22 protein-coding genes are annotated in these 26181 nt (G+C 73.0%); 15 read left to right on the top strand and 7 right to left on the bottom strand.

Annotated elements, in window-relative coordinates; translation table 11 throughout:
* The first annotated feature begins 123 nt into the window (after nt 1-123).
* Nucleotides 124-1092: a dTDP-glucose 4,6-dehydratase gene (rfbB, locus tag ACRRSS_RS25195; RefSeq protein ID WP_435973392.1), complete on the top strand. Its 969-nt coding sequence runs from the start codon at nt 124-126 to the stop codon at nt 1090-1092.
* Between the two features lie 117 nt (nt 1093-1209).
* Here rfbB and ACRRSS_RS25190 read toward each other — a convergent pair whose 3' ends face one another.
* Together ACRRSS_RS25190 and ACRRSS_RS25185 are read right to left on the bottom strand one after the other, a co-directional pair.
* Entirely contained in the window at nt 1210-1518 is a 309-nt protein-coding gene (locus ACRRSS_RS25190) for an AzlD domain-containing protein (protein ID WP_435973391.1), read from the bottom strand.
* Nucleotides 1515-2276, bottom strand: a complete 762-nt coding sequence (locus ACRRSS_RS25185; protein ID WP_435973390.1) for an AzlC family ABC transporter permease — start codon at nt 2274-2276, stop codon at nt 1515-1517. Before ACRRSS_RS25185 ends, ACRRSS_RS25190 begins: the two co-directional genes overlap by 4 nt.
* A 56-nt stretch (nt 2277-2332) precedes the next feature.
* On the opposite strand from ACRRSS_RS25185, the gene ACRRSS_RS25180 reads away from it, so the two are divergent.
* From ACRRSS_RS25180 to ACRRSS_RS25160, 5 genes are all read left to right on the top strand, one after another.
* A complete protein-coding gene (locus tag ACRRSS_RS25180; protein ID WP_435973389.1) occupies nt 2333-2995 on the top strand; it encodes a CGNR zinc finger domain-containing protein in 663 nt (220 codons plus the stop codon).
* 140 nt (nt 2996-3135) lie between these two features.
* Nucleotides 3136-3735: a TetR family transcriptional regulator gene (locus ACRRSS_RS25175; protein ID WP_435973388.1), complete on the top strand. Its 600-nt coding sequence runs from the start codon at nt 3136-3138 to the stop codon at nt 3733-3735.
* Nucleotides 3736-4146: 411 nt separating this feature from the next.
* Entirely contained in the window at nt 4147-4329 is a 183-nt protein-coding gene (locus tag ACRRSS_RS25170; RefSeq protein WP_435973387.1) for a cold-shock protein, read from the top strand.
* Between the two features lie 306 nt (nt 4330-4635).
* Nucleotides 4636-4995 (top strand): ArsR/SmtB family transcription factor, encoded by a 360-nt coding sequence (locus ACRRSS_RS25165; RefSeq protein WP_435973386.1) that lies wholly within the window; start codon nt 4636-4638, stop codon nt 4993-4995.
* A 102-nt stretch (nt 4996-5097) separates the two neighbouring features.
* Nucleotides 5098-6513, top strand: a complete 1416-nt coding sequence (locus ACRRSS_RS25160) for an MFS transporter (protein WP_435973385.1) — start codon at nt 5098-5100, stop codon at nt 6511-6513.
* Here ACRRSS_RS25160 and ACRRSS_RS25155 read toward each other — a convergent pair.
* On the bottom strand, nt 6462-7187 hold the full coding sequence (locus tag ACRRSS_RS25155; RefSeq protein ID WP_435973384.1) for a TetR/AcrR family transcriptional regulator C-terminal domain-containing protein: 726 nt from the start codon (nt 7185-7187) through the stop codon (nt 6462-6464). The genes ACRRSS_RS25160 and ACRRSS_RS25155 overlap by 52 nt on opposite strands.
* 129 nt (nt 7188-7316) lie before the next feature.
* Between ACRRSS_RS25155 and ACRRSS_RS25150 the strand changes: the two genes are divergently transcribed.
* Nucleotides 7317-8840 carry an MFS transporter gene (locus ACRRSS_RS25150; RefSeq protein ID WP_435973383.1) on the top strand — a complete coding sequence of 508 codons (1524 nt, stop codon included), beginning with the start codon at nt 7317-7319 and terminating at the stop codon, nt 8838-8840.
* 59 nt (nt 8841-8899) lie between these two features.
* On the opposite strand, the gene ACRRSS_RS25145 is transcribed toward ACRRSS_RS25150, so the two are convergent.
* A complete protein-coding gene (locus tag ACRRSS_RS25145; protein ID WP_435975421.1) occupies nt 8900-10180 on the bottom strand; it encodes a radical SAM protein in 1281 nt (426 codons plus the stop codon).
* 217 nt (nt 10181-10397) lie between these two features.
* Between ACRRSS_RS25145 and ACRRSS_RS25140 the strand changes: the two genes are divergently transcribed.
* Together ACRRSS_RS25140 and ACRRSS_RS25135 are read left to right on the top strand one after the other, a co-directional pair.
* A complete protein-coding gene (locus ACRRSS_RS25140) occupies nt 10398-10787 on the top strand; it encodes a VOC family protein (RefSeq protein WP_435973382.1) in 390 nt (129 codons plus the stop codon).
* Nucleotides 10788-10972: 185 nt separating this feature from the next.
* On the top strand, nt 10973-11440 hold the full coding sequence (locus tag ACRRSS_RS25135; protein WP_435973381.1) for an SRPBCC family protein: 468 nt from the start codon (nt 10973-10975) through the stop codon (nt 11438-11440).
* A gap of 98 nt (nt 11441-11538) precedes the next feature.
* Here ACRRSS_RS25135 and ACRRSS_RS25130 read toward each other — a convergent pair whose 3' ends face one another.
* The 3 genes from ACRRSS_RS25130 to ACRRSS_RS25120 form a co-directional block, all read right to left on the bottom strand.
* On the bottom strand, nt 11539-11958 hold the full coding sequence (locus tag ACRRSS_RS25130) for a hypothetical protein (RefSeq protein WP_435973380.1): 420 nt from the start codon (nt 11956-11958) through the stop codon (nt 11539-11541).
* 88 nt (nt 11959-12046) lie between these two features.
* A complete protein-coding gene (gene helR / locus ACRRSS_RS25125) occupies nt 12047-14194 on the bottom strand; it encodes an RNA polymerase recycling motor ATPase HelR (protein ID WP_435973379.1) in 2148 nt (715 codons plus the stop codon).
* Between the two features lie 187 nt (nt 14195-14381).
* Nucleotides 14382-15620 carry a serine hydrolase domain-containing protein gene (locus ACRRSS_RS25120; RefSeq protein ID WP_435973378.1) on the bottom strand — a complete coding sequence of 413 codons (1239 nt, stop codon included), beginning with the start codon at nt 15618-15620 and terminating at the stop codon, nt 14382-14384.
* A 270-nt stretch (nt 15621-15890) separates the two neighbouring features.
* On the opposite strand from ACRRSS_RS25120, the gene ACRRSS_RS25115 reads away from it, so the two are divergent.
* The 6 genes from ACRRSS_RS25115 (at nt 15891) to ACRRSS_RS25090 (ending at nt 26101) form a co-directional block, all read left to right on the top strand.
* On the top strand, nt 15891-16508 hold the full coding sequence (locus ACRRSS_RS25115) for a rhodanese-like domain-containing protein (RefSeq protein WP_435973377.1): 618 nt from the start codon (nt 15891-15893) through the stop codon (nt 16506-16508).
* A gap of 269 nt (nt 16509-16777) precedes the next feature.
* Nucleotides 16778-18529 carry a lysyl oxidase family protein gene (locus ACRRSS_RS25110; RefSeq protein ID WP_435973376.1) on the top strand — a complete coding sequence of 584 codons (1752 nt, stop codon included), beginning with the start codon at nt 16778-16780 and terminating at the stop codon, nt 18527-18529.
* A 149-nt stretch (nt 18530-18678) separates the two neighbouring features.
* Nucleotides 18679-19884 carry a hypothetical protein gene (locus ACRRSS_RS25105; protein WP_435973375.1) on the top strand — a complete coding sequence of 402 codons (1206 nt, stop codon included), beginning with the start codon at nt 18679-18681 and terminating at the stop codon, nt 19882-19884.
* A gap of 532 nt (nt 19885-20416) precedes the next feature.
* Nucleotides 20417-21763, top strand: coding sequence for an NADP-specific glutamate dehydrogenase (gene gdhA / locus ACRRSS_RS25100; protein ID WP_435973374.1), 1347 nt, complete (start codon nt 20417-20419; stop codon nt 21761-21763).
* Between the two features lie 311 nt (nt 21764-22074).
* Nucleotides 22075-23439, top strand: a complete 1365-nt coding sequence (locus tag ACRRSS_RS25095) for a diacylglycerol/lipid kinase family protein (RefSeq protein ID WP_435973373.1) — start codon at nt 22075-22077, stop codon at nt 23437-23439.
* 400 nt (nt 23440-23839) lie between these two features.
* Nucleotides 23840-26101 carry an RICIN domain-containing protein gene (locus tag ACRRSS_RS25090; protein ID WP_435973372.1) on the top strand — a complete coding sequence of 754 codons (2262 nt, stop codon included), beginning with the start codon at nt 23840-23842 and terminating at the stop codon, nt 26099-26101.
* Nucleotides 26102-26181: the final 80 nt, after the last annotated feature.

Here is a 26181-nt window from a genome sequence, read left to right as displayed (position 1 = left end):
CCCCCCCCACGACCCCAGTCCTCCACGACCTCAGCCCCCACGCCCGCTCCGCGGAGAGAGAACCATGCGATATCTGTGCACCACCGTCCCGATCCAGCCCGACGCGCTCCCCGGGGGAACGGCATGAGAATCCTCGTCACCGGCGGGGCCGGGTTCATCGGCTCCCACTACGTCCGCTCCCTGCTCGCCGGGGAGTACGGCGGCGACGGCACGGACACCGTCACCGTCCTCGACAAGCTGACCTACGCCGGCAACCGCGCCAACCTGCCGGCCTCCCACGGACGGCTCACCTTCGTGCGCGGCGACATCTGCGACCTGCCGCTCCTGCTCGACCTGCTCCCCGGGCACGACGCGGTCGTCCACTTCGCCGCCGAGTCCCACGTCGACCGCTCCCTGGAGTCGGCCGCCGAGTTCGTCCGCACCAACGTCCTGGGCACCCAGACCGTCCTGGAGGCCGCGCTCCGCACCGGAACCGGACGGCTCGTGCACGTCTCCACCGACGAGGTGTACGGCACGATCGACGAGGGGGCGTGGACCGAGGAGTCCCCGCTCCTGCCGAACTCCCCGTACGCCGCCTCCAAGGCGAGCTCCGACCTGGTCGCCCGCTCCTACTGGCGCACCCACGGGCTCGACCTGTCGATCACCCGCTGCTCCAACAACTACGGGCCCCACCAGCACCCCGAGAAGCTCATCCCGCGGTTCGTCACCAACCTCCTGGAGGGCCTCCCGGTGCCGGTCTACGGTGACGGGCGCAACGTCCGCGAGTGGCTGCACGTCGACGACCACTGCCGCGCCGTCCACCTCGTCCTCACCGCGGGCCGGGCGGGCGAGACGTACAACATCGGCAGCGGGAACGAGCTCAGCAACCTCGACCTGACCGAGCGGATCCTCGAACTCTGTGGCGCGGACCGCTCGATGATCCGGTACGTCGAGGACCGCAAGGGCCACGACCTGCGGTACTCGCTCTCCGACGCCAAGATCCGCGAGGAGCTGGGGTACACGCCCCGGACCTCCTTCGAGGACGGGCTGAGCGCGACCGTGCGGTGGTACCGCGACCACCCCGACCGGTGGAAGGCCGACAAGGAGGGGTGAGCCGAAGGCCGTTGGGAGTGCAGGGCCAGGGTCCGGTCCCGCGCCTCAAGGGCCGGGAAACGCTCCGCGAGCAGGCCCTCGCGGGGGCAGCCCGTTCCGGGTGGCGTACGGCGGGTGTCACCCGGTCCAGAGCCGCAGGAGCGCGGTGACGGCCACCGCGCCCAGGAGGGCCAGGGGCAGTGGTGCCCGCGACCGACGCAGGACGACCACGGCCGAGAGCCCGGCGAGCACGGTGAGGTCGAGGGAGCGCCAGCCCGGCCCGGCGACCGCCGTCACGACGAATCCGGCGAGCAGGGCCGGCGCCAGGAGCGCGATCACGGACCGGGTGCGGTCGGGCAGTTCCCGGCCGGCCAGGGAGGCCGGGCCGATGGCCTTGAAGGCGAAGCTGACCAGGGCGACGGCGCCGATGGCGATCCAGAGGCTCATCGCGCCACCTCCGGGGCGGAGTCGGCGGGACCGTCGGAGGGCAGTGGGCGGGAGGGTGCCCCGCCGGCGGGTACGAAGAGGGCGACCAGAGCGGCCGCGGCCGCACCGATCAAGGCCGGTCCGGTGGGCAGGACGGTGATCAGCCCTGCCGCCAGGACCGCGCCGAGCAGAGCGGGCAGCCGGTGGGCCCGCTCCTTGCGGAGCCCGTCGACCAGCAGCATCAGGAAGAGCGCGGGGGTCAGGACGTCCAGCCCGAGCGTGTGCAGGAGGCGCGGATCGGGGGCGACGGCGACCCCGAGCGCGGTCCCCGCGACCCATGCCGGCCATTGGACCGCGGTCGCGCCGAAGAGCACGAGCCGGTCGAACCGTCCGCCGCCGAGGTGCGCGGCCGCCCACGAACCGTCCACCACCGTCTGGCCCTCCAGCGCCCGGCGCAGCCGGCCGCCGCGCAGGTCGCCCGCGACGGCCATCCCCATGGGAAGGAAGCGGCTGTTGATGAGGGCCGCCGCCGTGACGGCGGTCGCTATGCCCCCACCCGTACCCAGGGCGGCCACCAGGGCGAACTGGGCGGAGCCGGAGAAGACGACCATCGAGCACAGGACGGTCGCGAGGGCGCTCCACCCCTGCGCCCGGGCCAGTGCGCCGAAGCTGACGGCCAGCAGGAACGAGGCGACCGCCAGGCCCGACCCGATGGTCAGGCCGGAGCGGAAACGCTCACGAGGCGGAGCGGCGCCGTGCGGGGGCGAGATGCTTTCCATGATCGCAGGCTAACAGCCATAAGCCCTCAAGGTCGTTAGGTATATAGAATGGCCAGGTGGCAGCAGAGACAAATGGAACCGGCGTCCCGTCCGCGACGCGCGGTGCGCACACCCCCGACGCGGGGGTCTCGCTCATGGGCGGGCATCCGGTACTGGACTTCGCCAACACCGTCGCCTGGCGTACGGACCCCGCACGCCGCGCCGAGCGGGTCACGGGCGCCAGGGCCTGGGCGAGGTGGGGGGCCGCCGCCGGGCTGCTCGCGCCGGGCCGGTCCGAGGAGCCCGGCGGGACGTCCGCGACGGCCGAACCCGAGGAGACCGAGCGGGAACTGGCCGCGCTGCTGCACCTGCGCGCCCAGCTCTGGCCCGTCCTGGACCACCTCGTCGACGGCGAGCCCCCGCCGCCGGGGCCGTGGGGGGAGCTCCGCCGGTCCCTCCTGCTGGCCCGCCGGAACGCCGAACTGCCACCCGCGTTCCCCCTGCGCTGGCACCCGGGCACGGAGCGGCCGGCCGACCTCGTTCACGCCCTCGCGCTGGAGGCCGAAGCGCTGCTCGGCGGCCCGTCCCTCACTCGGATCCGGCGCTGCGAGGGCCCCGGCTGCGGGTGGTTCTTCCTCGACCGCAGCCGGGGTGGCACCCGGCGGTGGTGCAGCTCCGGCGACTGCGGCAACCGCGATCGCGCCCGCCGCCACTACGCGCGCACCAAGCACCCGCGATGAGGCGGCGACCGGGCCCACGGGGCGGGCGCGTACGGATCGCGTGCACTGGGGTAGGGATCGGGCGTGCGGATCAGGCGTACGGATAGGGCGGAATCCGCCCAGGGCCCGGCTCGGGACGGCACGGATAGGGTGACCGCACGATGACACGCTTCCGTGAGAGTGTTCGGTCCCTGCTGCGCGAGCAGGTGCTCGACGCCGCCTACCGCCTCGTCGCCGCCGACGGCTGGGGCGGCCTGCGCATGACCGCCGTCGCGCGGACAGCGGGCATCAGCCGGCAGACCCTCTACAACGAGTTCGGTTCGAAGGAGGCGATCGGCAACGCCCTGGTCCAGCGCGAGCTGGAGGGCTTCCTGGTCGGCATCCAACGCGAACTCGACACCCACCGGGGCGACCTGGAGGCCGCGGCCGCCGCGGGGGTCGGCTACACGCTCCAGCAGACGGTGGACAACCCGCTGGTCAAGAGTGTGCTGGTGGCGGCGCGCGGCGGCGAGGACGATCTCCTCGCCTACCTCACGACCCGCCCGGAGCCGGTCTTCGGCACGGCGATGACGATGCTCGACGCGTACGCGAGCGAGGCCTGGCCCGACGTGGACGAGGAGTCGCGCGGACTCGCCGTCGAGACGGTGGTACGGCTCACCGTCAGTCACATCGTCCAGCCGGTGGCCTCCCCGGAGGAGTCGGCGCGGCGCATCGCCGCGATCACGGCGAGGATCGCGTACCCGGGCGCCACGACGACCTGACAGAAGGTCGACTGTCCTGCTCCGCGCCACCGCTCTCGGCGCCCTCGGAGGCGTCGCCACGACCGTGGCGGTTCGGGGCATGAGGAGGCCCGGTGCCGGACACGGGGGATCTCCGGCACCGGGCCTCTGTTGAAGATTGTACAGACCCAATGGGGTGTGTACGCACCACACCCCTCCCCCGGGCCGCCCGTACGCCTTCGGGGCGACGCGGACCGAGCGCGGCCCTTCCTTGCGCACGCTTCAGGCGGGAGCCCGGTGACACCGGTCGAGGTGCGGGCAACGGGCGAACGCCGGACGAACGGGGTAAAAGTCCCCTGAGGCGTGAACGCGGCCGAGCGGGGTCCCCGCCCCCTCGGCCGCGCCACCGGTGACGACGAGGAGGCCGCCGTGGAGGGCAGAAACATAGGGTTCGTGCATTCCTTCAACCGCGCCGGCGGGTACGGATTCGTCGTTCCCGTGGGCTCCGAGGAGCAGGTCTACTTCAGCGCCGAGGACATCGAGGGGGAGGGGCGGTCGCTCTCCGAGGGGCAGCAGGTCTCCTTCGTCCTCGTCCTGGGCGAAGGCCGGTTCGAGGCGAAGGAACTGCGCGTCTGACGCCCCCGTCGGCACCTCTCCGCCACCGGTGGCACACCGGGCGAGTCGCTCACCGAGGAGCTGATCGCCGAGGTCTACCGGGCCCGCGCCGCGGTGCCCCGCCCGGACCCGGGCGGACCGCCCCGCATCCGCTTCCAGAGTGCGGTATCCACCGCCTGAGGAGCGCCTGAGGTAGCGGTCGACGGCGAGACCTGAGGAGCGCCCGACGAGCGCCCGAGGAGCGCCCGAGGAGCGCCCGAGGGGCGCCCGAGGGGTCCCCGGGGAGCGCCGCAGCGCTGTCTCCTCGGGGCCGCCTACGATGAGCGCATGTCTGAGCGCGTACATCCCGAGGCCGCGTCCCGGCCGCACGAGCGGACGCCCGGAGCGCTCGAACTCTCGGCGGCGGCGGAGGTGTTCGGGCTGCTCTCGGACTCGACCCGGCTGCATCTGGTCTGGCTGCTCACCCGGGGCGAGGCGGACGTGACCGCCCTGACGGAGGCGTGCGGGGCCGCGCGCCCGGCGGTGAGTCAGCATCTGGCCAAGCTGCGCCTCGCCGGGCTCGTCCAGTCCCGCAAGGACGGCCGCCGGGTCGTGTACGCGATGCCTGACGGGCATCTGAAGCGCCTGGTGGTCGAGGCGATCAGCCGCGCCGACCACGAGGTGAGCGGGGAGCCCTGGCACGACTGAGGACGACCCCGCCCCCACGCACGTCAACATGTGCGCAATCGTGCACACGTCGGTTACGGTGGTGACGTCCGCAGTCCGCCGTGGCCGACCGGGGGCGTCCTCATGCTGTCCGTGCTGCGCAACCCCACCTACCGCCGTCTGTTCGGCGCCCAGGTCGTCGCCCTCACCGGCACGGGCCTCGCTACCGTCGCGCTGAGCCTCCTCGCGTACGAGCTGGCGGGCGCGAACGCCACCGCCGTGCTCGGCACCGCCCTGGCGATCAAAATGGCCGCGTACGTCCTGATCGCCCCGCTCGTCGGCGCCCTCGCCGACCGCGTACCCCGGCGCGCGCTGCTCGTCGCCATGGACCTGGTGCGGGCGGCGGTCGTCCTGGCCCTGCCGTTCGTCGGCCGAATCTGGCAGGTCTACCTGCTGATCCTGCTGCTCCAGGCCGCGTCGGCCGCCTTCACCCCGGCCTTCCAGGCGACGATCCCGCAGGTGCTGCCCGACGAGCGCGACTACACCGGGGCCCTGTCGCTCGCCCGGCTCGCCCACGACCTGGAGAGCCTGGCGAGCCCGGTGCTCGCCGTCGCGCTGCTGACCGTCCTCCCGTACTCCTGGCTCTTCGCGGGCACCGCCGCGGGCTTCCTCGCCTCCGCCCTCCTGGTCCGCTCGACCGCGCTGCCGGACCCGGCGCCCGCCCGCCCCGCACCGGACCGCGCCGGAGGCGACGCTCCCTGCCCGCGGACGTACGCCAAGGCGGTCTCCGGCATCCGGCTCCTGCTCGCCGTCCCGCGCCTGCGGGCCCTCCTCGCCCTCGACCTGGCCGTCGCGGCGGCCGGTGCCGTGGTCCTGGTCGACACCGTCCTCCTGGTCCGCGACACGCTCGGCCGCCCCGCCGGGGACGTGCCGCTCGCCCTCGGCGCGTACGGCGCGGGCTCGATGGCGGTGGCCCTGCTCCTGCCGCGCGTCCTGGAGCGGTGCGGCGACCGCGCGGTCATGGTGCGCGCCGCCCTCGTCCTCCCCGGGGCCCTCGGACTCCTGGCCCTCGGTCTCGCCGTCCCGCCCGGCGCCTGGTCCTGGCCGGCCCTGCTCGCGGTCTGGCTGATCACCGGCGCCGCGGGCTCGGCGGTCCTCACCCCCGGCGGCAGGGTGGTGCGCCGCTCCGTCCGCGCGGGCGACCTGCCCGCCGCCTTCGCGGCCCGGTTCTCCCTCTCGCACGCCTGCTGGCTGCTCACCTACCCGCTCGCCGGCCTGCTCGCCGCGACGGCGGGCCCCGCGGCCTCGGCGGCCGCGCTCACCGCGGTCGCGCTCGCGGGCGCCCTGAGCGCGGCGCTCCTGTGGCCGGAGCCGGACCGGGAGTCGGAGCCGGACCGGGAGTCGGAGTCGGAGCCGGACCGGGAGCCGGGGGCGGGTCCTGGTCCGGGGGCGGAGGCGCGGCAGGGGCCGGGGCGGGGCCCCGTTCCCCGTACCGGCCCGGCGTCCCGTCAGCGCGGGAGCCGCATCTCCAGACCGTCCAGGACCACGTCGAGGCCGTAGAAGAACTTCTCGTCGCGAAGGGCGACCGGATCGGCCGTCGCGTGGACGGCGGCGTCGGCGTAGGCCCCGGTGAGATGGTCGTGGCCGGCCGCCGCCTCCTGTGCGGCGGGCATCAGGCGGGCGATGAACCCGGCCTCGGTGTCTCCCGAGCGGGCAACGGTGGTGAGCCAGGCGGCCTCGGTCGTGCTCATGCCGATGACGTACGACAGGACGGTGTCGATCGCACGGCTCGGCTCGGGGAAGCCGGTGGCCGCGAAGAGTCCGGCGAGCCGCTCGGAGTACGCCATCAGGTTGGGGCCCAGATAGGCGAGGCCCGCCTGCCCGAGGACGGCCGAGAGCCACGGGTGACGCAGGGCCGTGGCGCGGAACGAGACCGCGGCCTCGGTGACGGCGGTGCGCCAGGGGCCGCCCGGGGCCGGGACGGAGAACTCGGCCGCGACCTCGTCCACGGCGAGCTCCATCAGCTCGTCCTTGGTGGCGACATGGCGGTAGAGGGAGGTGGCGCCCGCGTTCAGCCGGGCGCCGAGCTTGCGCATGCTGAGCGCCTCGATGCCGTCGGCGTCGAGCATGACGATCGCCTCGCGGACGATCGCGGCCCGGCTGAGCGCGGGCTGGTCGGGGGCGGACTGCTGTCGGGCCCACACGGACGGAACGGGTTGCGCCTTGGCGGCCATGGTCCTCCTTCGCTGCGTACGACGTTCGCATCCAGCGTACAGCGATCGGGGTTGCGAACGGTGTGCGCAGATGCGTACAGTGTTCGCATCGAAGGAACGAGCGAGAACGAGAACCGGGGGGGAAGTCCCATGGAAGCCCGTAACCCACGCCGTTGGTGGATCCTGGTCGTGCTGTGCCTCAGCACCCTGGTCCTGGTCGTCGACAGCATGGCGCTGACCGTCGCGGTCCCGGCCATGACCGCGGACATCGGGGCGAGCGCCCAGGACATCCAGTGGATCCTGGACTCCTACATCCTGGTCTTCGCGGGACTCCTGCTCACCTCCGGAAGCCTGGGTGACCGCTTCGGCCGACGGAAGATCATGATCATCGGCCTGCTGCTCTTCGGCGCGGCCTCCCTCGCCGCGACCGTCTGCACCAGCCCCGGCGAGGTCATCGCCGCGCGGATCGCCATGGGAGTCGGCGGCGCGCTGATCATGCCCTCGACGCTCTCCATCCTCATCACCGTCTTCGACGAGGACGAGCGCCCCCGGGCGATGGCGGCCTGGGGCTCGGTCTCGATGCTCGGCCTGGTCGGCAGCCCCGTCCTCGGCGGCTTCCTGATCGACCACTTCTCCTGGCAGTCCATCTTCTTCATCAACGTCCCGGTCGTCGTCCTCGCCGTCCTGGCCGCCCTCACCCTGATGCCGGAGTCGAAGGGCCCGTGGCAGAAGCCCGATCCGCTCGGTGCGATCCTCTCCGCGGTCGGCATGACCGCGATGATCTGGTGGATCATCGAGATCCCGCAGCACGGCGCCTTCGAGGGGCGCGGACTCGTCACCCTGGCCGTCGCGGTCGTCACCCTCGTCGGGTTCTTGGTCTGGGAGAACGTCACCCCCGAGCCGATGGTGCCGCTGGTCCTCTTCAGGAACCGCAACTTCAGCGGCGGTTCGCTCTCGCTGACCCTCGTGCAGATCGGCAACGGCGGCCTGCTCCTCGTCCTCACCCAGTACCTGCAGTTCGTCCTCGGCTACTCGCCGGTCAAGGCCGGCCTCGCCTTCGTCCCGCTCGCCGTCGCCGCCCTGATCGGCAACGGCGCCGGTGCCGGTCTCGCCGCGAAGACCGGCAACCGCGTCCTGATCCTGGTCGGCATGCTCGTCATGGCCGGTTCCTTCGCCCTGCTGACCACGGTCGACGCCCACTCCGGCTTCACCGTCCCGGCCATCGCCCTCGGTCTCCTCGGTCTCGGCGCCGGACTCGCGATGCCGGCCGCCGTGGGCGCCCTGATGAGCACCATCCCCGAGGAGAAGGCGGGTGTCGGCTCCGCCCTGAACGACACCATCCAGCAGGCCGGCACCGCGCTCGGCATCGCGATCCTCGGCTCGCTCCTCACCAGCACCTACTCCGCCGAGATGCCGGACGACGCCCCCGAGGCGGCCCGGCAGTCGATCGGCGGCGCACTGGCCGCCGCCCAGGGCGACCCCGGCCTGGTCGCCGCCGCCCGCGAGGCCTTCACCTCCTCGATGGCCACCACCTTCACCATCAGCGCTGTCGGTGTCCTCGCCGCTGCCGTCCTGGCCACCCTGGTGATGCGGGACCCCAAGCCCGCGCCGCCCGCCGACGCCACGTCCGACACCCGGGCCGACGCCACGTCCGAGGCGGGGCTCGTCGCCTGACCCCACGCGAGAAGGGCCGGTACCCCCACCGGGGTACCGGCCCTTCTCCCTGCCCTGCGCTACTCGCCCGGCGCCGGCGGCAGCGCGTCCATGAACGAACTGACCGAGAACACCGCGCGACCGGGGCCCGCGGGCCCGTACCCGGGCGGCGCGGTCAGACCGTGCTCCTCCAGCGTCGCCGTGTACGCCTCAAGGAGGCGCAGGTGGTACTCCAGCGGGGCGCCGTCCGGGTTGTCGCGGCCCAGCGGCGTCGTCGGCTCCGGGCACCAGGTGGTGAAGCGGGGCGTGATCCCGCGCGACATGAAGAAGCGCAGCCCCTCACGGGTGGAGGCGATCGCCTCGTCCACGGTCAGGAAGCCGTCCGGGCGGGCCATCTCGACCCCCGCGACGAAGTTCGGGATGACGTTGCGCGGCCCGAAGACCTCGGCGGAGTCCAGGATCCGGCGGTGCCACTCGTCCCGGCCGATGTAGCGCTCCTTGCCGGGGCAGTACAGCTCGAACAGCCGCCGGTCCCACACCTCGTAGTTCGGGTGGTAGATCCGGATGCCGTAGTCGTGGAAGCGCCGCACGTCCTCCTTCGGCAGGGCCTGGGCGACGACCTTGCCGATCCAGCGGCCGGGGAACCGCTCCTCGATCGCCCGCGCGTACTGCCCGTAGAAGTCGGCCTCGTCCTTCCCGCCGACCTGGGAGGTGACCGCCCCGCCCGTGAGGGTGTACGCGGTCGAGGTCCGGGCGGTGTCGTGGCGGTCGATGATCTCCAGGGCCTCCAGGACCTCGTCGACCGGCTTCACCCCGGTGTACGGGCGGCCCGCCGCCTTGTGCTGGCGCCAGTTGTGGTTGATGTCGCAGTACTGGCACTCCTCCTTGGCGCCGAAGTACTGGCAGACCCGGAAGACCGTCAGATAGATCAGGTAACCCCACTGGATCGTCGGCGCGACCTCCATCACCGACTTGCCGTTCGACAGCGGGTGCCGGTAGTACTCCGGCATCGGCGGCAGGCCGACGTCGGCGATCCTCACCCCGTCGAGGAAGAGCGCGAGCGCCCCCTCGCCGTCGGGGGCCACCCGGTACGGGGACGACGGGTTGACCCGCACCGACACCACCGTGCGGCGCAGACCGTACGGACCGCCGGTGAGCACGATCTCCTCCGGCGGACGGTTCAGCGCCGCCTCCCCGAGCTCCGGCAGCGTGCGGTGGTCGAAGGAGAAGATGAAGTACGACTTCGGCTTCACCTCGCCCCCCTCGTTGCCGCTCAGCGCGGACGGGTCGAAGGCGAGCCCGCCGCGCAGCAGGTCCTCCTTGAACACGGCCTCCGGAGGAATCCCCGGGAAGCGCTCCATGAGGGATTCCACGACGGCGGTACGGGTCGGGGCAGCGGTGGACACAGGCGGATCTCCAGAGGTGAGAGACGACGGAGCCGACACCGCCACGCTACGCGCGCGTACGTCCGGGGCGGCGACCGGGACCCGGGCTCCGGCGCGTCCGGCCGCCGCACGGGAGGCGGGATGCTAGAAGTTCCACGGTCCGCACACCCGCACCACACGCCGGAGAGCACCCATGAGGATCAACCTGGCCGGCCTTCTCGTCGACGATCAGGAGCAGGCCCTGCGCTTCTACACCGACGTGCTGGGTTTCGTGAAGAAGACCGAGGTCCCCCTGGGGGAGTACCGCTGGCTGACCGTGGTCTCGCCGGAGCACCCCGACGGCGTCGAACTGGTCCTGGAACCCGACGCCGCCGTCCCCGCGGCCCGGACCTACCGGGAGGCCCTGGTGAAGGCCGGCATCCCGCTCACCTCCTTCGCCGTGGACGACGTCCGCGCCGAGTTCGACCGCCTGAAGGGCCTCGGCGTCCGCTTCACGCAGGAGCCCGTGGAGATGGGCCCGGTCACCGTCGCGATCCTGGACGACACCTGCGGCAACCTGATCCAGATCGCCCAGTACGCGTGACCGGGGCGGGTCCTGCCCGATGCCGTACGACGGCACGCTGTCGCCGCAGGGGAAGCGGAGGGGGCCGGGGGCCGGTGGAGAGCCCGGTGGAGAGGCCCCGTGGGGGCGTCTCCCGAGGTGCTGCCGGGCTCCGCCCTGGCTACGCTGCGCAGGGACGCAGCGGCCGGACGAAGCGAGAAGCCCTGATGACGATCCCCCCGACGCCCATGGACACCGTCACCCTGGAGCGGCGCATCGGCGCCGGCCCCGAAACCGTCTTCGGCTTCTTCACCGACCCCGAGAAGTGGCTGTCCTGGATGGGGGGCGAGGGCACGTTCGCCTTCGAGCCGGGCGGCTCGTACCGCACCCGGATCACCGGCGGGGACGTCGCCGCCGGCCGGTTCATCACCGTCGACCCGCCCCGCCGGCTCGTCTTCAGCTGGGGCTGGGAGTCCGGCCCCGTGACCGTCCCGCCGGGCTCCAGCACCATCGAGATCACCCTCGCGCCGACCTCGTACGGCACCGACCTCCGGCTGATCCACAGCGGCCTGCCCACCCCGGAGTCCTGCGAGGCCCACGCCGAGAGCTGGCAGCACTACGTCGACCGCCTCGCGACCCGCGCCGAGGGCGGCGACCCCGGTCCGGACACCTGGACGCGGCAGCCGGAGGGCTGAACGTCCGCCGGACGAGGCGGCGCCCGTCGCCCGGAGCGGCGGGAGAATCGGCGGGCCCGCCGCCCGAGGTGCGGACGGCGGGCCCGGCGTACGGGAGGTCAGGCTCCTACGGTCAGCGGAGCCCGGCCCGGGGCGCCGGTGCCGAGCTCGCGGACGAGCCGGAGCCCGAGGCGCAGGTACGCGCCCAGGTCCGCGCGGGGGGCCTTGCGGACGAGGTGACGGACCGCCTGCATGGCCTCCCAGGCGGAGGCGTGCGCCAGGGTCCCGCCCCAGCCGTCGCCGAGACCGTCCCAGAGGTACGCGCTGAACCCGAGCTGGAGCGCCCCGTCCCGGCGGCGCTCCTCCTCGTGCGCGTCCAGGGCCTCCGCGAAGAATCGTTCCGCCTCGGCAGGGGGCAGCGCGGAGCGAATGATGCGCAGGTACGGCGCGACAAGCGACGCGACCTCGGGGCACTCCCCATCGGGAACGACCTGGTCGCCGAGAACGGGTGTGGTGGCTGGCTCGCATGTCTGAGTCATGAACCTATCGATACGTCATGTCATCGCAGGAACGGCCGTGGCGCGCCCACACGACACCGGTTCGCCCCACGGGGCTCCCCGTCCGGGGTCAGGAGCTCGTCAGGACGACGAGTTGCCTGGTCGCACGGGTCATCGCGACATACCGGTCGACCGCACCCGCGATGCCTCCGCCGAACCTCTCCGGGTCCACGAGGACGACCAGGTCGAACTCGAGGCCCTTCGCCAGGGACGGGGTCAGCGACCGTACCCGGTCCGTCGGCCGGAAGCCCGGGGCCCCGATCACACAGGCCACCCCGTCGTCGTGGGCGGCGAGCCACTCGTCGAGGACCGAGTCCAGCTCCGTCACCGGACCGTGGACGACAGGGACGCCGCCGCTGCGGACCGACGTCGGCACGTTCGCGTCCGGGAGCGCCGCCCGGATGGCCGGCTCGGCCTCCGCCATGACCTCCTCCGGCGTCCGGTAGTTGATGCCCAGGGAGGCCACGGTGATCCGGTCGAGCCCGACGCGCTCAAGCCGGTCCTGCCAGGACTCCGTGAACCCGTCCCTGGCCTGGGCGCGGTCGCCGACGACGGTGAAGCTCCGGGACGGACAGCGCAGCAGCAGCATCTGCCACTCCGCGTCGGTGAGTTCCTGCGCCTCGTCCACGACGATGTGCGCGAACGGGCCGGCGAGCGGGTCCGATTCGGCGCCCGGCAGCACGGCCGTGTCGACCAGGCTCTCCTTGAGGTCCTGCCCGCGCAGCATCGTCACCGCGCCCTCACCGTCGACGTCCGCCGCGAGCACGTCGGCGATGACGTCCGCCATGCGCGCGCGTTCCGCGGCGAGGGTCGCCTCCTGCCGACGCCTGCGCCGCGCCGCCTCGGGGTCGCCGAGCCGGTGCCGGGCCGCGTCCAGGAGCGGCAGGTCGGACACCGTCCAGGCCTGGGCGTCCGCGCGCTGGAGCGAGCGCACCTCCTCGCGGCTCAGCCAGGGCGCGCACGTGCGCAGGTAGGCGGGGACCGACCACAGGTCCCCGACGAGGTCGGCCGCCTCGATCACCGGCCACGCGCCGTGCAGGGTCCCGGCCAGCTCCTCGTCCTGCCGCAGCGCCCTGGCGAACTCCTCGGCCGGGACCTCGTCGTCGAGCTTGGCGCTCAGGATCGCGACCAGCTCCTCCCAGATCTGCTCCCGCGCCTCGTTGTGCGGCGTACCGGCCTCCGGCGCGTCGAACGCCTCGGCCCAGTCGTCGGCGGTCAGCCGGATGTCGGCCCAGTCGGTCGTGACGGTCATGCCCCGGGTGGGCGGCTCCTCGTAGAACCGGACGGCCGTCTCGATCGCCCGCACCATGTCCGCGGACGACTTCAGCGCGGCCACGGCCGGGTCCCGCTCGGCCGAGGCCCGGGGCCCCTCGGCGACGAGGTCCCGGACGGTGCAGGTCCGCACGCCCTCCTCGCCGAGGCTGGGCAGGACGTCGGAGACGTAGGCCAGGTAGGGCTGGTGCGGACCGACGAAGAGGACGCCGCCCCGGCGGTGTCCGAGGCGCGGGTCCGCGTAGAGCAGGTGCGCCGAGCGGTGCAGCGCGACGACGGTCTTTCCCGTACCGGGTCCGCCGTCGACGACGAGGGTGCCGCGCGAGCCCGCCCGGATGATCGCGTCCTGGTCGGCCTGGATGGTGGCGAGGACGTCCCGCATCCGGGGCGACCGGCTGCCGCCGAGACTGGCGATGAACGCGGACTGGTCGTCGAGGGCCGCGTGCCGCTCCAGACCGTCGGCGGTGAACACCTCGTCCCAGTAGTCGCTGATCCGGCCGCCGGTCCAGCGGTACCTGCGGCGGCTCGCCAGGCCCATCGGGTCGGCGTGCGTCGCCGCGAAGAAGGGTTCGGCGGCGGGGGAGCGCCAGTCGACGAGGAGTCGCCGCCCCGTGCTGTCGGTGAGACCGAGGCGCCCGATGTACACGGGCTCGGCGCCGTCCGCGCCGACGACCCGGCCGAGGCAGAGATCCAGACCGAAGCGGCGCAGGGTGCGCAGACGGCCGCTCAGCCGGTGGATCTCCGCGTCCCGGTCCATCGCCTCCCGCCCGACGCCTCCCGGTGCCCTGCGCGTGGCGTCGAGACGGTCGGACAGTTCGGCGATCGTCTGCGCGAGGCTCTCCGCGATGTCCGCGAAGCGCCGCTCGTCGCCCGCGATCAGCGCGGGGTCGGCCTTGGAGGAGAGACGGTCGGGAAGGTCGAACGCACCGGTACCGGACTGGTCCACCGACGAGAGCACACGCACTTGATGAATCCCATTTCTGCAGGTCCGAGCTGGCTGAGATGGGTGATTCTGCGGTACCGAGGGGGCCTTGCCGCAAGCCCCCCTGTGCGCTATACCTTGAGAGTGGCGAGAGGTGAGTACTCCCTCCCGCACCCCAGCCCTCCCCCCCCGGCGTCACCGCCCCGTGCGACTAGCGCGGGGTGATGGCACCCGCGTAGACGTTGTCCGGAGTGACGATCTCGGTGATCGCCCGGGCGAGCAGGGTGGACGGCTCCTGGCCCTGGACCTGGGAATCCGTGTTGATCATCAGGACCAGGGTGGCCTTCCGCGAGGGCAGGTAGACCGTCACCGTCTCGTACCCGGGGATGGAGCCGTTGTGTCCGATCCAGCCGTTCGTCTTCAGGATCCCGAGGCCGTACGTGGTGCCCGGGATGCCGGTCGGCAGCGTCTTCAGACGCTGGGCCTGCGTCCCGGGGCTGAGCAGCTCACCGGTGGCGACGATCTTCGCCCAGCGGCGCAGGTCGTGCAGGTCGGAGATCATCGCCCCGGCCGTCCAGGCCCAACTGGGGTTCCAGTCCGTGGCGTCCGCGACCGCGCCGCTCAGCGTCTGGTCGGTGTAGCCGCGCGGGTGCGGCTCGGGGAACTCGGAACCCGTCGGGAACAGGGTGTGGCGCAGGTGCGCCGGACGGAGGATGCGCCGGTGGACGACGTCGGCGGCCCGCTGTCCCGTGACCTTCTCGATCACGAGACCGAGCAGGATGAGGTTGGTGTTGGAGTACTCGAACCGCGCGCCCGGCGCGAAGGTGTTCTCGTGCTTGAAGCCGTACGCGAGCACCTCCCGCGGCGTGAAGGAGCGCCGCGGGTCGCTCAGCAGGTCGTGGATGAAGTCCGGGTCCGAGGTGTACGGGAAGAGGCCGCTGCGCATCCCGGCGAGCTGCCGCAGCGTGATCCGGTCGCCCTTCGGCACGCCGCCCACGTACCTGGAGATGGGGTCGTCGAGGCCGATCCGCCCCTCGTCGACGAGCTGGAGCAGCGCGGTGACCGTGAAGGTCTTGGTCTCGCTGCCGATACGGACGAAGCCGTCCTTCTCCATCGGCCTGCCGGTGACGGTGTCGGCGACCCCGGTGGCGCGGACGTAGCTGCCCTTGCCGGGCATCCACAGTCCGACGACGACGCCGGGGACACCGGCCTGCTCGCGGACGTCCTCGATCGTCTCGTCCAGACGGGCGGTCAGCTCGGGCCCGAGCCCGCCCTCCGGGCAGTCCTCCGGCCCGAGCGGCCCGGGCTGCCCGAGTGACCCGAGTGACCCGACGCCCGCGGCGGCGGGTGCGGCGTGGACGGGCGTGGCGGGGGTCGTCGCCAGCGGTGCCAGCACGGACGCCACGAGGAGCGTCGCGGCGAACAGTCGGCGATGGGGGGTACGTCGCATGGCGGGACGCCTCTTCCAGGTCATGGTCAGGGACGGCAACATCACCACCGACCTCCCACCGGCCCCCGGCGCTCCCCGCTCCGCCTCCCGGCGAGTCCACTCGTTCGGCGCCACACGGGCCACCGGGGCGCGATTGTTGCAGTCATGTGTGCGGTCGGCCCGCGGCCGCGTTCGGAGGCCGCGGGCCGGTTAGCGTGGGCGGCACGGGGTCCTGTCCACGACCGAAGAGCCACCACGCACCGCCGTGGATCACCAAGGATGGCAGCCGCGATGAGCACCTCCCCGAGCCTCGACGCCGACCAGGCTCGCACCCGCCTGCACGAGCTGACCGTGATCGACGTCCGCACCCCCGCCGAGTACGCCTCCGGGCACCTGCCGGGCGCGTTCAACGTCCCGCTCGACCGGCTCGGCCACGCCGTGCCCGCGCTCAGGGAAGCCGCGGGCCGGGGCGAACTGCTCCTCGTGTGCCAGGGCGGCGGCCGGTCCGGGAGCGCCCGCGCGCAGCTCGCCGCGCACGGCGTGACCGCCCTCGACCTCGCCGGCGGCACCAGCGCCTGGGCCTCCCGCGGCCACGCCCTCGACCGTCCCGAGGGCGCCGCGGCGAAGGCGGTCTGGGCGATGGAGCGTCAGGTCCGTCTCGCGGCCGGTTCGCTGGTCCTGATCGGCCTGGCGCTCGGCCTTCTCCTGCACCCGGCCTGGCAGCTCCTGTCGGCGGGCGTCGCGGGCGGACTCGTCTTCTCGGCGCTCACGAACACCTGCGGCATGGCGGTGGTCCTGGGCCGTCTCCCGTACAACCGCGGCGCCGCGACGGGTCCGGACCTGGACACGACACTGACCCGTCTGCGCGGCGGGGCGGAGGTGGCGGCGGAGACGGGGGCACGGGGCTGAGGCCGCCGCCGGAGCCGGAGCCGGGGCCGCATTCGCCACCGCCATCGCGTCCGTCCCCCTCCGAGCCCAGCCGGTTCCCCCCAGGGGCGCTATCCGGCCAACATCCCGACGATTTCGACTCTCCGGACAACCGGGCGTCCCGTCCCCTCCTCTCACCGCACGGGCGCAGCGAGTGCCTCTCACCGCGCCGGCCGGGCGGCTGTTCCGTCCCGTCGGCCGGGTGGGCCGCTGCCTGCTCCGTCTCACAGCATCCGGAGGACGAGGGAACGATGACCACTACGCGCACCAACCGGCTGCGGCGTCCGCTGCTCGCCGGTACCACGGCCGTCGCCGCCATGGCCGTGACGGTCGGCTTCATGGCCGCCACGCCGGACCAGGCGAAGGCCGCGCCGGGCCCCAAGCTGAGTCTCATCGCGGCGACCGGCTCGGTCACGCTCACCTCGTGGAAGGAGGACCCGGGCGTCTACCTCGACCTGGGCACCTACCTGACCGCGGAGGGAACCCCGCTGGAGTTCAAGGTGACCCGGAAGTCCTACAAGGACCCGGTGACCATCACCCAGACCGTGTTCGAGGGCGGCAAGGCGAAGGCCAAGACGCTGCCCGCGGGCACGGTGAAGGACTTCTCCGGCCTGCCCGGCTTCGCGGAGATCACCGTCACCGACAAGAACGGCAAGAAGGTCGTCAGCCGGACGGAGAGCTTCTGCCCGAACAACGCCAGCGGCCGGGTCCGGCCCGACGCGCCCTCCACCTCGAAGTATCCGGAGAGCTGCCCCACGAACCCCTTCACGCTCGGTTCGGTGTGGGGCGTCGAGAAGGGGTGGGCCGCCAACACCTACGGCGGTTCCTACACCCAGCCGGTGAAGCTCGCCGCCGGCGCGTACACGGCGAAGATCGGCGTCGCGAAGAAGTACCGCGACCTCTTCGGCATCGCCGACAAGCCCGCGACGGTGAAGGTCACCGTCCAGGAGCGCAGCTGGGAGGAGGGCCCCGGTGTGGCGGGCGCCCGCTCCTCCGCCGCGGGGGAGCACGCCGGGCACGGCGCCGGCCACCAGGCCCCGTCCGCCCACGCCGGCCACGGCCCGGCGCACGCTCCGAAGCCCGCCCAGGCCGGCGCGCCGGAGACGAGCGGCGCGGGCCCCTCGTACAACGTGGGTCACGGCCCGCTGAAGGCCGCGCCGCCCGCCCTGCCGTGGGCGCTGAAGAAGCAGCAGGCCGCGCGTGCCGACATGGGGGCCGCGGACACCACCGGGCAGACCGACGGCTCGCGTCAGGCGCCCGCCCTCACGCCGCTGGCCAAGCGGCCCACCGGCAAGGCCGCCGTCCCGAACGTTCCCAAGCCCGACCTGCGGTCGCTGCCGGCCTACGGCATCACCATCAGCGACGGTGGCCAGAACGTCCCCGGCAAGGACTACCTGGCGTTCAGCGCGAACGTCTGGAACGCCGGTCCGGCCCAGCTCGTGGTGGACGGCTTCCGTTCGCCCGGCAAGGCCAAGATGGACGCCTACCAGTACTTCTACGACGCCAACGGCAAGCAGGTCGGCTACACCCCGACCGGCACCATGGAGTGGGACCCGCGCCCGGGTCACGTGCACTGGCACTTCACCGACTTCGCCAGCTACCGGCTCCTGAAGGCCGACAAGAAGGAAGCGGTGCGCAGCGGCAAGGAGGCGTTCTGCCTGGCCAACACCGACGCCGTCGACTACACGGTGAAGAACGCCAACTGGCACCCGTTCAACACCGACCTCGCCACCGCCTGCGGTCAGGAGAACTCCATCTCCGTCCGCGAGGTGCTGGACGTCGGATCCGGTGACACCTACACCCAGGACCTGCCCGGCCAGTCGTTCGACATCACCGACGTACCCAACGGCACGTACTACATCCAGGTGCTGGCCAACCCGGCCAAGCGGCTGAAGGAGACCAACCTCGACAACAACAGCGCCCTGCGGAAGGTCGTCCTCGGCGGGACGCCGGGTGCCCGGACCGTGACCGTTCCCGCGCACGAGCTCGTGAACGCGAACTGATCACCCACCTCCTGTGACGGGCGGGTGGTGCGGCCGACGCCGCGCCACCCGCCCTTCCCGTCCGCTCGACGGGCGCGGCCCGCTCGCCGAAGACCTCGTTCTCACCGGATCAGCCCCGGAGAGCGGCCCGCCCTGGCACGCTTGCCGTCGTGAGCTACGTCGTGACCGTGGAGACACGCCTCCCTGTGGGGGCCGATGAGCTGGACGCGCTGCGACAGGTCGGCGCGTCCGCGCTCCTGGAGCGCGGGTTCGACGCCGTGGCGGCGATCGAAGGGCCGGAGGGAACCGAGGTCGACGTCCTGGAGACGATCGTCGCCGTCCACCCGGGCGGGGCGATCCTGAAGGTGTTCGTCCACGCGCCTTCCCTGGAGATCGCCGAGGACGCCGTGGGCTCCGTCGCGGAGGACGTCCTGGAGCACTCGGAGCTGCTGGCCGACTGGGTGGTGGAGAGCAGCGAGGTCAAGCTCCACATCGACCTGACCCGCGAGCGTCTGGAGGCCGCCGACGGCCCGGACGTACCGTCCAGCGACCTTCAGGCCCGCCGCGCCCAGCACACGGCGGGGGCCGACACCGCGGGGAGCGCGGCGGAGAACGGTGGCGATGAGGGCCCGGTCGACCACGAGGCCCGGATCCGGGCGCTGGCCCCGCGCCTGACCTCCTTCGCGCTCTCGTCCTTCGGTGGCGTCGACCCCGTGGTACGAGAGGGAGACGGGGAGGTCCCCGCCGGCTCCGCCGTCCCCGCCGCCCTCGGCCTCCCCGCCGCCGCCGGTGCCGTCGACGGTGTCGGTGCCATCGCCGCCGATGCCGCCGAACTGGCCGCCGGAGCCCTGGTGTACGCCTCGGAGCTGCTCATCGACGAGCTGTACGACGATGTCCAGACCCTCGCCGAGGAGGAGACGAACGTCGCCGAGTGCGGCGACGAGCTCTGGCACCTGGGCGACCTGCCGCCGCGCCACGCCCTCCAGTACGACGTGCTCTTCGCGCGACGCTTCCTGACGACCGCCATCGCCCTGACCACCCGCTTCACCGACGGCAGCTTCCAGCGGCTCGGCTGCCTCGCGGAGGAGCTCGTCCTGAAGCACCTCCTGGAGGAGGCGCACGCCACGCTGGAGCTGTACGGGCTCCTCGACAGCGGCGCCGCGGAGGCCCTGGCGTGCTTCGCCGGCGGCGTCCACGAGGACAGGGACCTCGTGTGGCGCCACGACCCGGAGGACGGCGTCGACGAGGCCCCCGCGCCGGACGGAACGGGCACCACGCCGCCGGCGTTCGACACGTGGTTCACCCCGTTCGACGCCGACCGGTACGTCCACCCCTACGCCGCCGACGAGGAAGCGGGGCCGGCGGACCGCCCGTGACGGTGACCGCCGTCGGTCCGGCGCGCCGAGCGGCAGGGTGATGGGGGAGGACGACTCCTTCCCCCTCCTCACCTCACGTATCCCGGACTCGCGGGTCGTGCTGACGCCGTCGTGGCCGACGGCCGGTCGTCGGAGAGACCGCGAGGAACGACTTCCACGCGATCGCCCGCCACGGACACGGCGTCGCCCGGACCTCGTACCTCGGCACGCCGCCCGTCGGCCGACCCGCCGGCGACGCGCCCCACGAGGACCTCGGCGCCGTCCGGCGGACGGGTCCCGGTTCCCTCCCTCACCCGCTCTCGACGCCCACGCGTCGGACGCGGGCTGGACGGGTCGGCCGGTTGTCTGATCGGCTCAGCACGAGGAGCTCCTGACCGAAGACGTCCGGAGCGACGGCGTCCGGTCCGATCATGTCCGGGGCGCACCTCTCCGGGCCCCGTGGGTCCGGGGCGAAGACCTCCGGACCGTGCGGATCCGGAGCGAAGATCTCCGGACCGTGCGGATCCGGAGCCGAGGAAAGCGGGACACAGCGGTGAACGTGAGCGAACACATCGAGGCCGTGTACACGGAGGTCCGCCGGCGCAACCCCGGGGAGGCCGAGTTCCACCAGGCGGCGGCCGAGGTGTTGGAGTCCCTCACCCCCGCGCTCGAACGGCACCCCGAGTACATCGAGACCGGGATCGTCGAGAGGCTGGTCGAGCCGGAGCGGCAGCTGATCTTCCGGGTGCCGTGGGTCGACGACCGGGGCGCCGTCCGCGTCAACCGCGGTTTCCGGGTGGAGTTCAGCAGCGCCCTCGGGCCGTACAAGGGCGGGCTGCGGTTCCACCCCAGCGTCAACCTCGGGATCGTGAAGTTCCTCGGGTTCGAGCAGATCTTCAAGAACGCGCTGACCGGGATGGCCATCGGCGGCGGCAAGGGCGGCGCCGACTTCGACCCCAAGGGCCGTTCGGACGGCGAGGTCATGCGGTTCTGCCAGTCCTTCATGACCGAGCTCTACCGTCACCTGGGGGAGCACACCGACGTGCCCGCCGGCGACATCGGTGTGGGCGGGCGCGAGATCGGCTATCTCTTCGGGCAGTACAAGCGGATCACCAACCGTTACGAGTCCGGCGTCCTCACCGGCAAGCCGGTCGGCTGGGGCGGCTCCCACGCCCGTACCGAGGCCACGGGGTACGGGGCCGTGTACTTCACGCAGGAGATGCTCGCCACGCGCGGCGAGGACTTCGACGGGCGGCGCGTGGTGGTGTCGGGATCCGGGAACGTGGCCCTGTACGCGGTGGAGAAGGTCCATGCGCTGGGCGGCCGCGTGGTGGCCTGCAGCGACTCGTCCGGGTACCTCGTCGACGAGGACGGCATCGACCTGGAACTGCTGAAGGACCTCAAGGAAGTCCGGCGCGCCCGGATCTCCGACTACGTGGAGGCGAAGCCGGCCGCGCGTTTCTCCGCCCGTGGCCGGGTCTTCGACATCCCGTGCGACATCGCCCTGCCGTGCGCGACCCAGAACGAGCTGGGCCGTGACGACGCCGTGGCCCTGGTCAAGAACGGGGTGCGGGCCGTGGCCGAGGGCGCGAACATGCCGTGCACGCCGGAGGCGGTGGCGGTGTTCCGCGAGGCCGGGGTCCTCTTCGGCCCCGGAAAGGCCGCGAACGCGGGTGGCGTGGCCACGTCGGCGCTGGAGATGCAGCAGAACGCCTCCCGCGACACCTGGTCCTTCGAGCAGACCGAGTCCCGGCTCGCCGAGGTCATGCGAGACGTCCACACCCAGTGCCGTACGACGGCCGAGGCGTACGGCGGCAACTCCGACGACTACGTGCTCGGCGCCAACGCGGCCGGGTTCCTGAGGGTCGCCGACGCGATGGCGGCACAGGGCGTCATCTGAGGTCCCGCTCGGCCCGGACGACCCTGCCCTCCCGGTGGCGCCGGGCGCCCCGGCGCTCGGCGGCCCGGGCGGCGAGGGGCAGCCCGCGGCCGGGCACGAGTCCGGCCGGCGCGGCTCGGTGAGCCCGGCGAGCGCGCGGGCCGGGCGCGGATCCCGGCTGACGGCGGCCACGTCCGCGCGGGGGCGGGGCGTCGCGGGCGGGTCGTCCTCTTCATCCTCCCGGTCCCGCCGGGATGCCCACCGGTCCGGGAGTGGGCAGGCTGGTGCCTCGGGCCAGGGCGTGGAGCCGTACAGGGCAGGGAGAGGACACCATGGGCGGGACGCGTGTGGAGGAGCCCGCCAGGAGCGGGGCGGCGCGGCTGCTCGCGCGTCTCGCCGTGCTCGCGGCGATCGGTTCGGTGGTCGTGCTCGTGCTCGCGGTGGGAAAGGGCGGGATCGAGGTCGTCCTGGCGGGGTTCCTCGGACTCGTCCTCTGCGCCGCCGGCCTGTGGTGGTTCGTGGCGCACCGCGGTGCGGTGCGGCTGCTCGGCGCGGTGCTCGCGGTCGCGGCACCCGTCGCCGTCCTGGTGCTGTTCGCACGCGACGGCCTGTGGCTGACGGCGCTGGTCCTGCTCCTGTGCTGGGGCGCGACGCTGGCCTTCGCCCGGGCGGCGCTGCGCACCTCGCGGCCGAGGCGGTCGGTGCGGGCGACCGCCGCGGCCCGGCCGAGCAGGCCGGTCCTGATCATGAACCCGAAGTCGGGCGGCGGGAAGGTCGGCCGCTTCGGTCTGGTCGAGCGGGCGGAGGAGCTGGGCGCCCGGGTGATCCTGCTCGACCCGTCGGCCCCGGCCGACGTCGCCGAACTGGCCCGGGGGGCCGTGGCCGAGGGTGCGGACCTGCTGGGCGTCGCGGGCGGCGACGGCACGCAGGCGCTGGTGGCCGCGGTCGCCGCCGAGCACGACCTGCCGTTCCTCGTGGTGTCCGCCGGCACCCGCAACCACTTCGCCATGGACCTGGGCCTGGACCGCTCCGACCCGTCCCGCTGTCTCGACGCGCTGGCCGACGGCGAGGAGCTCCGGATCGACCTGGGTGACGTCTCGGGCCGGGCGTTCGTCAACACGGTGTCCTTCGGGGTGTACGCCGATGTCGTGCAGCGGCCGGAGTACCGCGACGACAAGGCGGGCACGGCGCTGAACCTCATGCCGGACCTGTTGGTCGGTGAGGGGGTACGGCGCCTGGAGGCGCGGGTCGACGGCACGACGCTCTCCTCGCAGCAGGCCCTGCTGGTCAGCAACAACCCGTACGTCTCGCCCGACGAGCTGAGCGGAGGCGGCCGTCGTCCCCGGCTGGACGACGGCGAGCTGGGCGTCCTCGGGATCCGGGTGGAGGACGCGGCGCAGGCCGCCGATCTGGCGCTGCGGGGCTCGCAGTCCTCGGGCCTCACCGTCCTGACGGCACATCGCGTCGAGGTGACCTCCGGGGCGACGGACGAGATCGCCGTGGCGGTCGACGGCGAGGCCCTGCGGATGCCCACCCCGGTGGTGTGCACGCTGCGCGCGGGCGCGCTGCGGGTCCTGGTGCCGCGGGACCGTCCGGGTGTCGTCGTCCCCACGCCCCCGGTGAGGTGGCGACGGATCTTCGACCTCGCGTTCGGCCGCACGGAGCCGACGACCGGCGACGGCCCGACCCGCGCGTGAGTCCGTCCGTGAACCGGCCGGCCACTCGGCGGCGTCGCGGCCGGGGCGGGGACAGGGGGCGGGGACAGGGGCGGGGACAGGGGCGGGGACAGGGGACGAGGGCAGGGACGAGGGGCCGAGGACCGGGACAGGGGACGAGGGCAGGGACGGGGGGCCGAGGACAGGGGTGAGGACGGGGACAGGGCCGAGGCCGGGTTCGCGGGGAGCCGGAAAATCCAAGTCCTGTGGGCGAGCGTCCATGTGCACGGCCGAGCGCCGCGCGCTTCTGTGTATCCAGCCGCCGTAGCCCCCTGCGGGGCGCGCGGTGCTTGCGCGGAGCGGCCGGTCGCCGTCGGTGCCGGTCGGGATGGATGCGCCGTCGTGCAGCGCGGCGCACGGAGACCAGCCCAGGGAGTACCCCTTGTCAACTCCTCGAAGAAGCCTGCTCGGTACCGTCCTCGCCGTGACGCTGGCGGTGGCCGGAGGGGGCGCCGCGATGCCCGCGGCGTCGGCGAGCCCGCCCGTGCCGACGGCCGAGACGGCCGCCACGGCCGCCACGTACAACGTCACCGTCGGCGCGAAGGGATCGTGGTCCCACCCCGACGACACCCCGGCCGCCACCTACATCGACAAGGACGGCACGTTCTACTTCCAGCAGGCCCACGCGCTCTACGGACCGACACAGGAACGCAGGTGGACCTTCTACACCGGTACGAACTTCGACACCGCCGTCCGGTCGAGCGCCCTCAGTGACGCCGTGAACCCGGCGAACGGCAACGACAGGAACAACGACACGACCTGGCGGTGCAACAACAGCCCGACCGGCCTGGAGTCCACCCCTCCGCCGGCCGGGTCGTCCTACTCCCAGAAGAACTTCTGCGACCTGGCGGGGGTGTGGGTCGACCCGGACACCGGCGACTGGTACGGCCTCGTCCACAACGAGTTCACCCCGCAGCCGTTCGGCGACGGCGTCCACTACGACGGCATCGACTACGCGGTCTCGAAGGACCAGGGCCGCACGTGGTCGATCAAGGACCACGTCATCACCTCCCCGTTCAGCACCCGGCGGGGCGACGCGGCGGCCTTCCCCCAGCAGACCTACCACTACGGCGACGGCGACCAGCGCCTGTTCGTCGACACCGCGTCGGGGTACTTCTACGCCTTCTACGGCTCGCGGATCGTGGAGAAGGGCGGCGGCTGGAAGGCCTTCCACGCGCACGTGGCCCGCGCCCCCATCTCCGGCAAGATGGCGCCCGGTTCGTGGAGGAAGTGGTACGACGGAGCCTGGACCGAGCCCGGTGTCGGGGGCCGCGAGAGCAACATGACGCCGGTGGGGGCCTCCTCCGGCACGACCGGCTACACCCCCGTCGAGGACGAGTACGACCCGGCGAACGCCGGCACCGTGGCGCAGCAGGTCGCGGCGGGCACGATGCCTCCCACCTCCCCCCTGTTCGTCATGGACATCACGTACAACGCGTACCTGGGGCTGTACATCGGTGAGCCGCAGGCCGTCGACCAGAGCGGCAACGCGCCCCAGGAGATCTACGCCACCGACGACCTCACCTCCCAGAAGTGGTTCCGCCTCGGGGACACGGGCGGCTACCGGAACGCCTCGTGGTACCGCTGGTTCCTCGACGGGGTGAACAAGACCGGCTCGGGGATCGTCGGCAGGAACTTCCGCTCCTACTGCTCCTTCGGATGCTCGGGCGGCACGTCGAGCGAGTACGTCAACCTCGCGATCGACTCCTCCGCCCCCGCCGCGCCCGTCGACACGAGCAAGGCGTACCGCATCGGCGGCGCGGGCGGGCGCGTCCTCGCCCAGGTCTCCGGCGGCACGGCCACCACGTCCGTGCCCTCGGCCACCGGCGCCGCACTCGAATCGTGGATCTTCCACACCAACGGAGACGGTTCGTACCGCATCGCCAACGGCGCCACAGGACAGCTCCTCGGCGTCGACTCGGCCACCACGGGAAGCCGGGCCTGGGGCACCAGGCCGACGGTCACCGCGGCCCCGGCCGGCGGACCCGCCGTCGGGCAGCAGTGGTTCGTGATACCCGGCACCTCCGCCGCGGACGGCTCGCCGAACGGCACGTACCGACTGGTCAACCGCTACAGCGGCCTCGTGGTCGGCCTGTCCGCCACCTCGAACCGACTGACCGAGACGACGCCCACCCGCACCTGGACCAACACCACGGGCAACGCGGTGGGCGGGACGCGCACCGCGAACGAACAGACCCTGACCCTCACGGTGATCGGGGAGGCCCCCGACATGATCCCCGACGGCGACCACACCCTCACCACGAGCGGAAAGGCGCTGGACAACCCCGACCACAGCACCACCCCCGGCACGCAGCTCGTCACCTGGACCCCGAACAGCGGCACCAACCAGACCTGGCGCCTCACCCGCCGCACCGACGGCTCCTACCAACTCGCCAACGCCCACTCGGGACTCTGCGCCGACATCGACGGCGGGTCGACGAGCGCCGGTGCCAAGGTGATCCAGTGGACCTGCACGGGCGGCACCAACCAGCGCTGGACGGTGACACGGCAGCCGTCCGGCACGTACACCGTCGCCTCGGTGAAGAGCGGCCTCCTCCTCACCACCACGTCCACCACCAACGGCGCCGCCGTCACCCAACAGCCCGCCACCGGATCGCCCCTCCAGCAGTGGACGGTCAACTGATCCCACCCCGGGCCACACGCCACCGCCCGACGCCGCTGTGATGTCGACGCGCGCCCCATCACAGCGGCGTCACCTTCGCC

Source organism: Streptomyces sp. Qhu_M48, assembly GCF_051305195.1.
Classification (GTDB): Bacteria; Actinomycetota; Actinomycetes; order Streptomycetales; family Streptomycetaceae; genus Streptomyces.
Note: the sequence above shows the minus strand (reverse complement) of the source record. Positions and strands in the feature narration are given on the sequence as shown.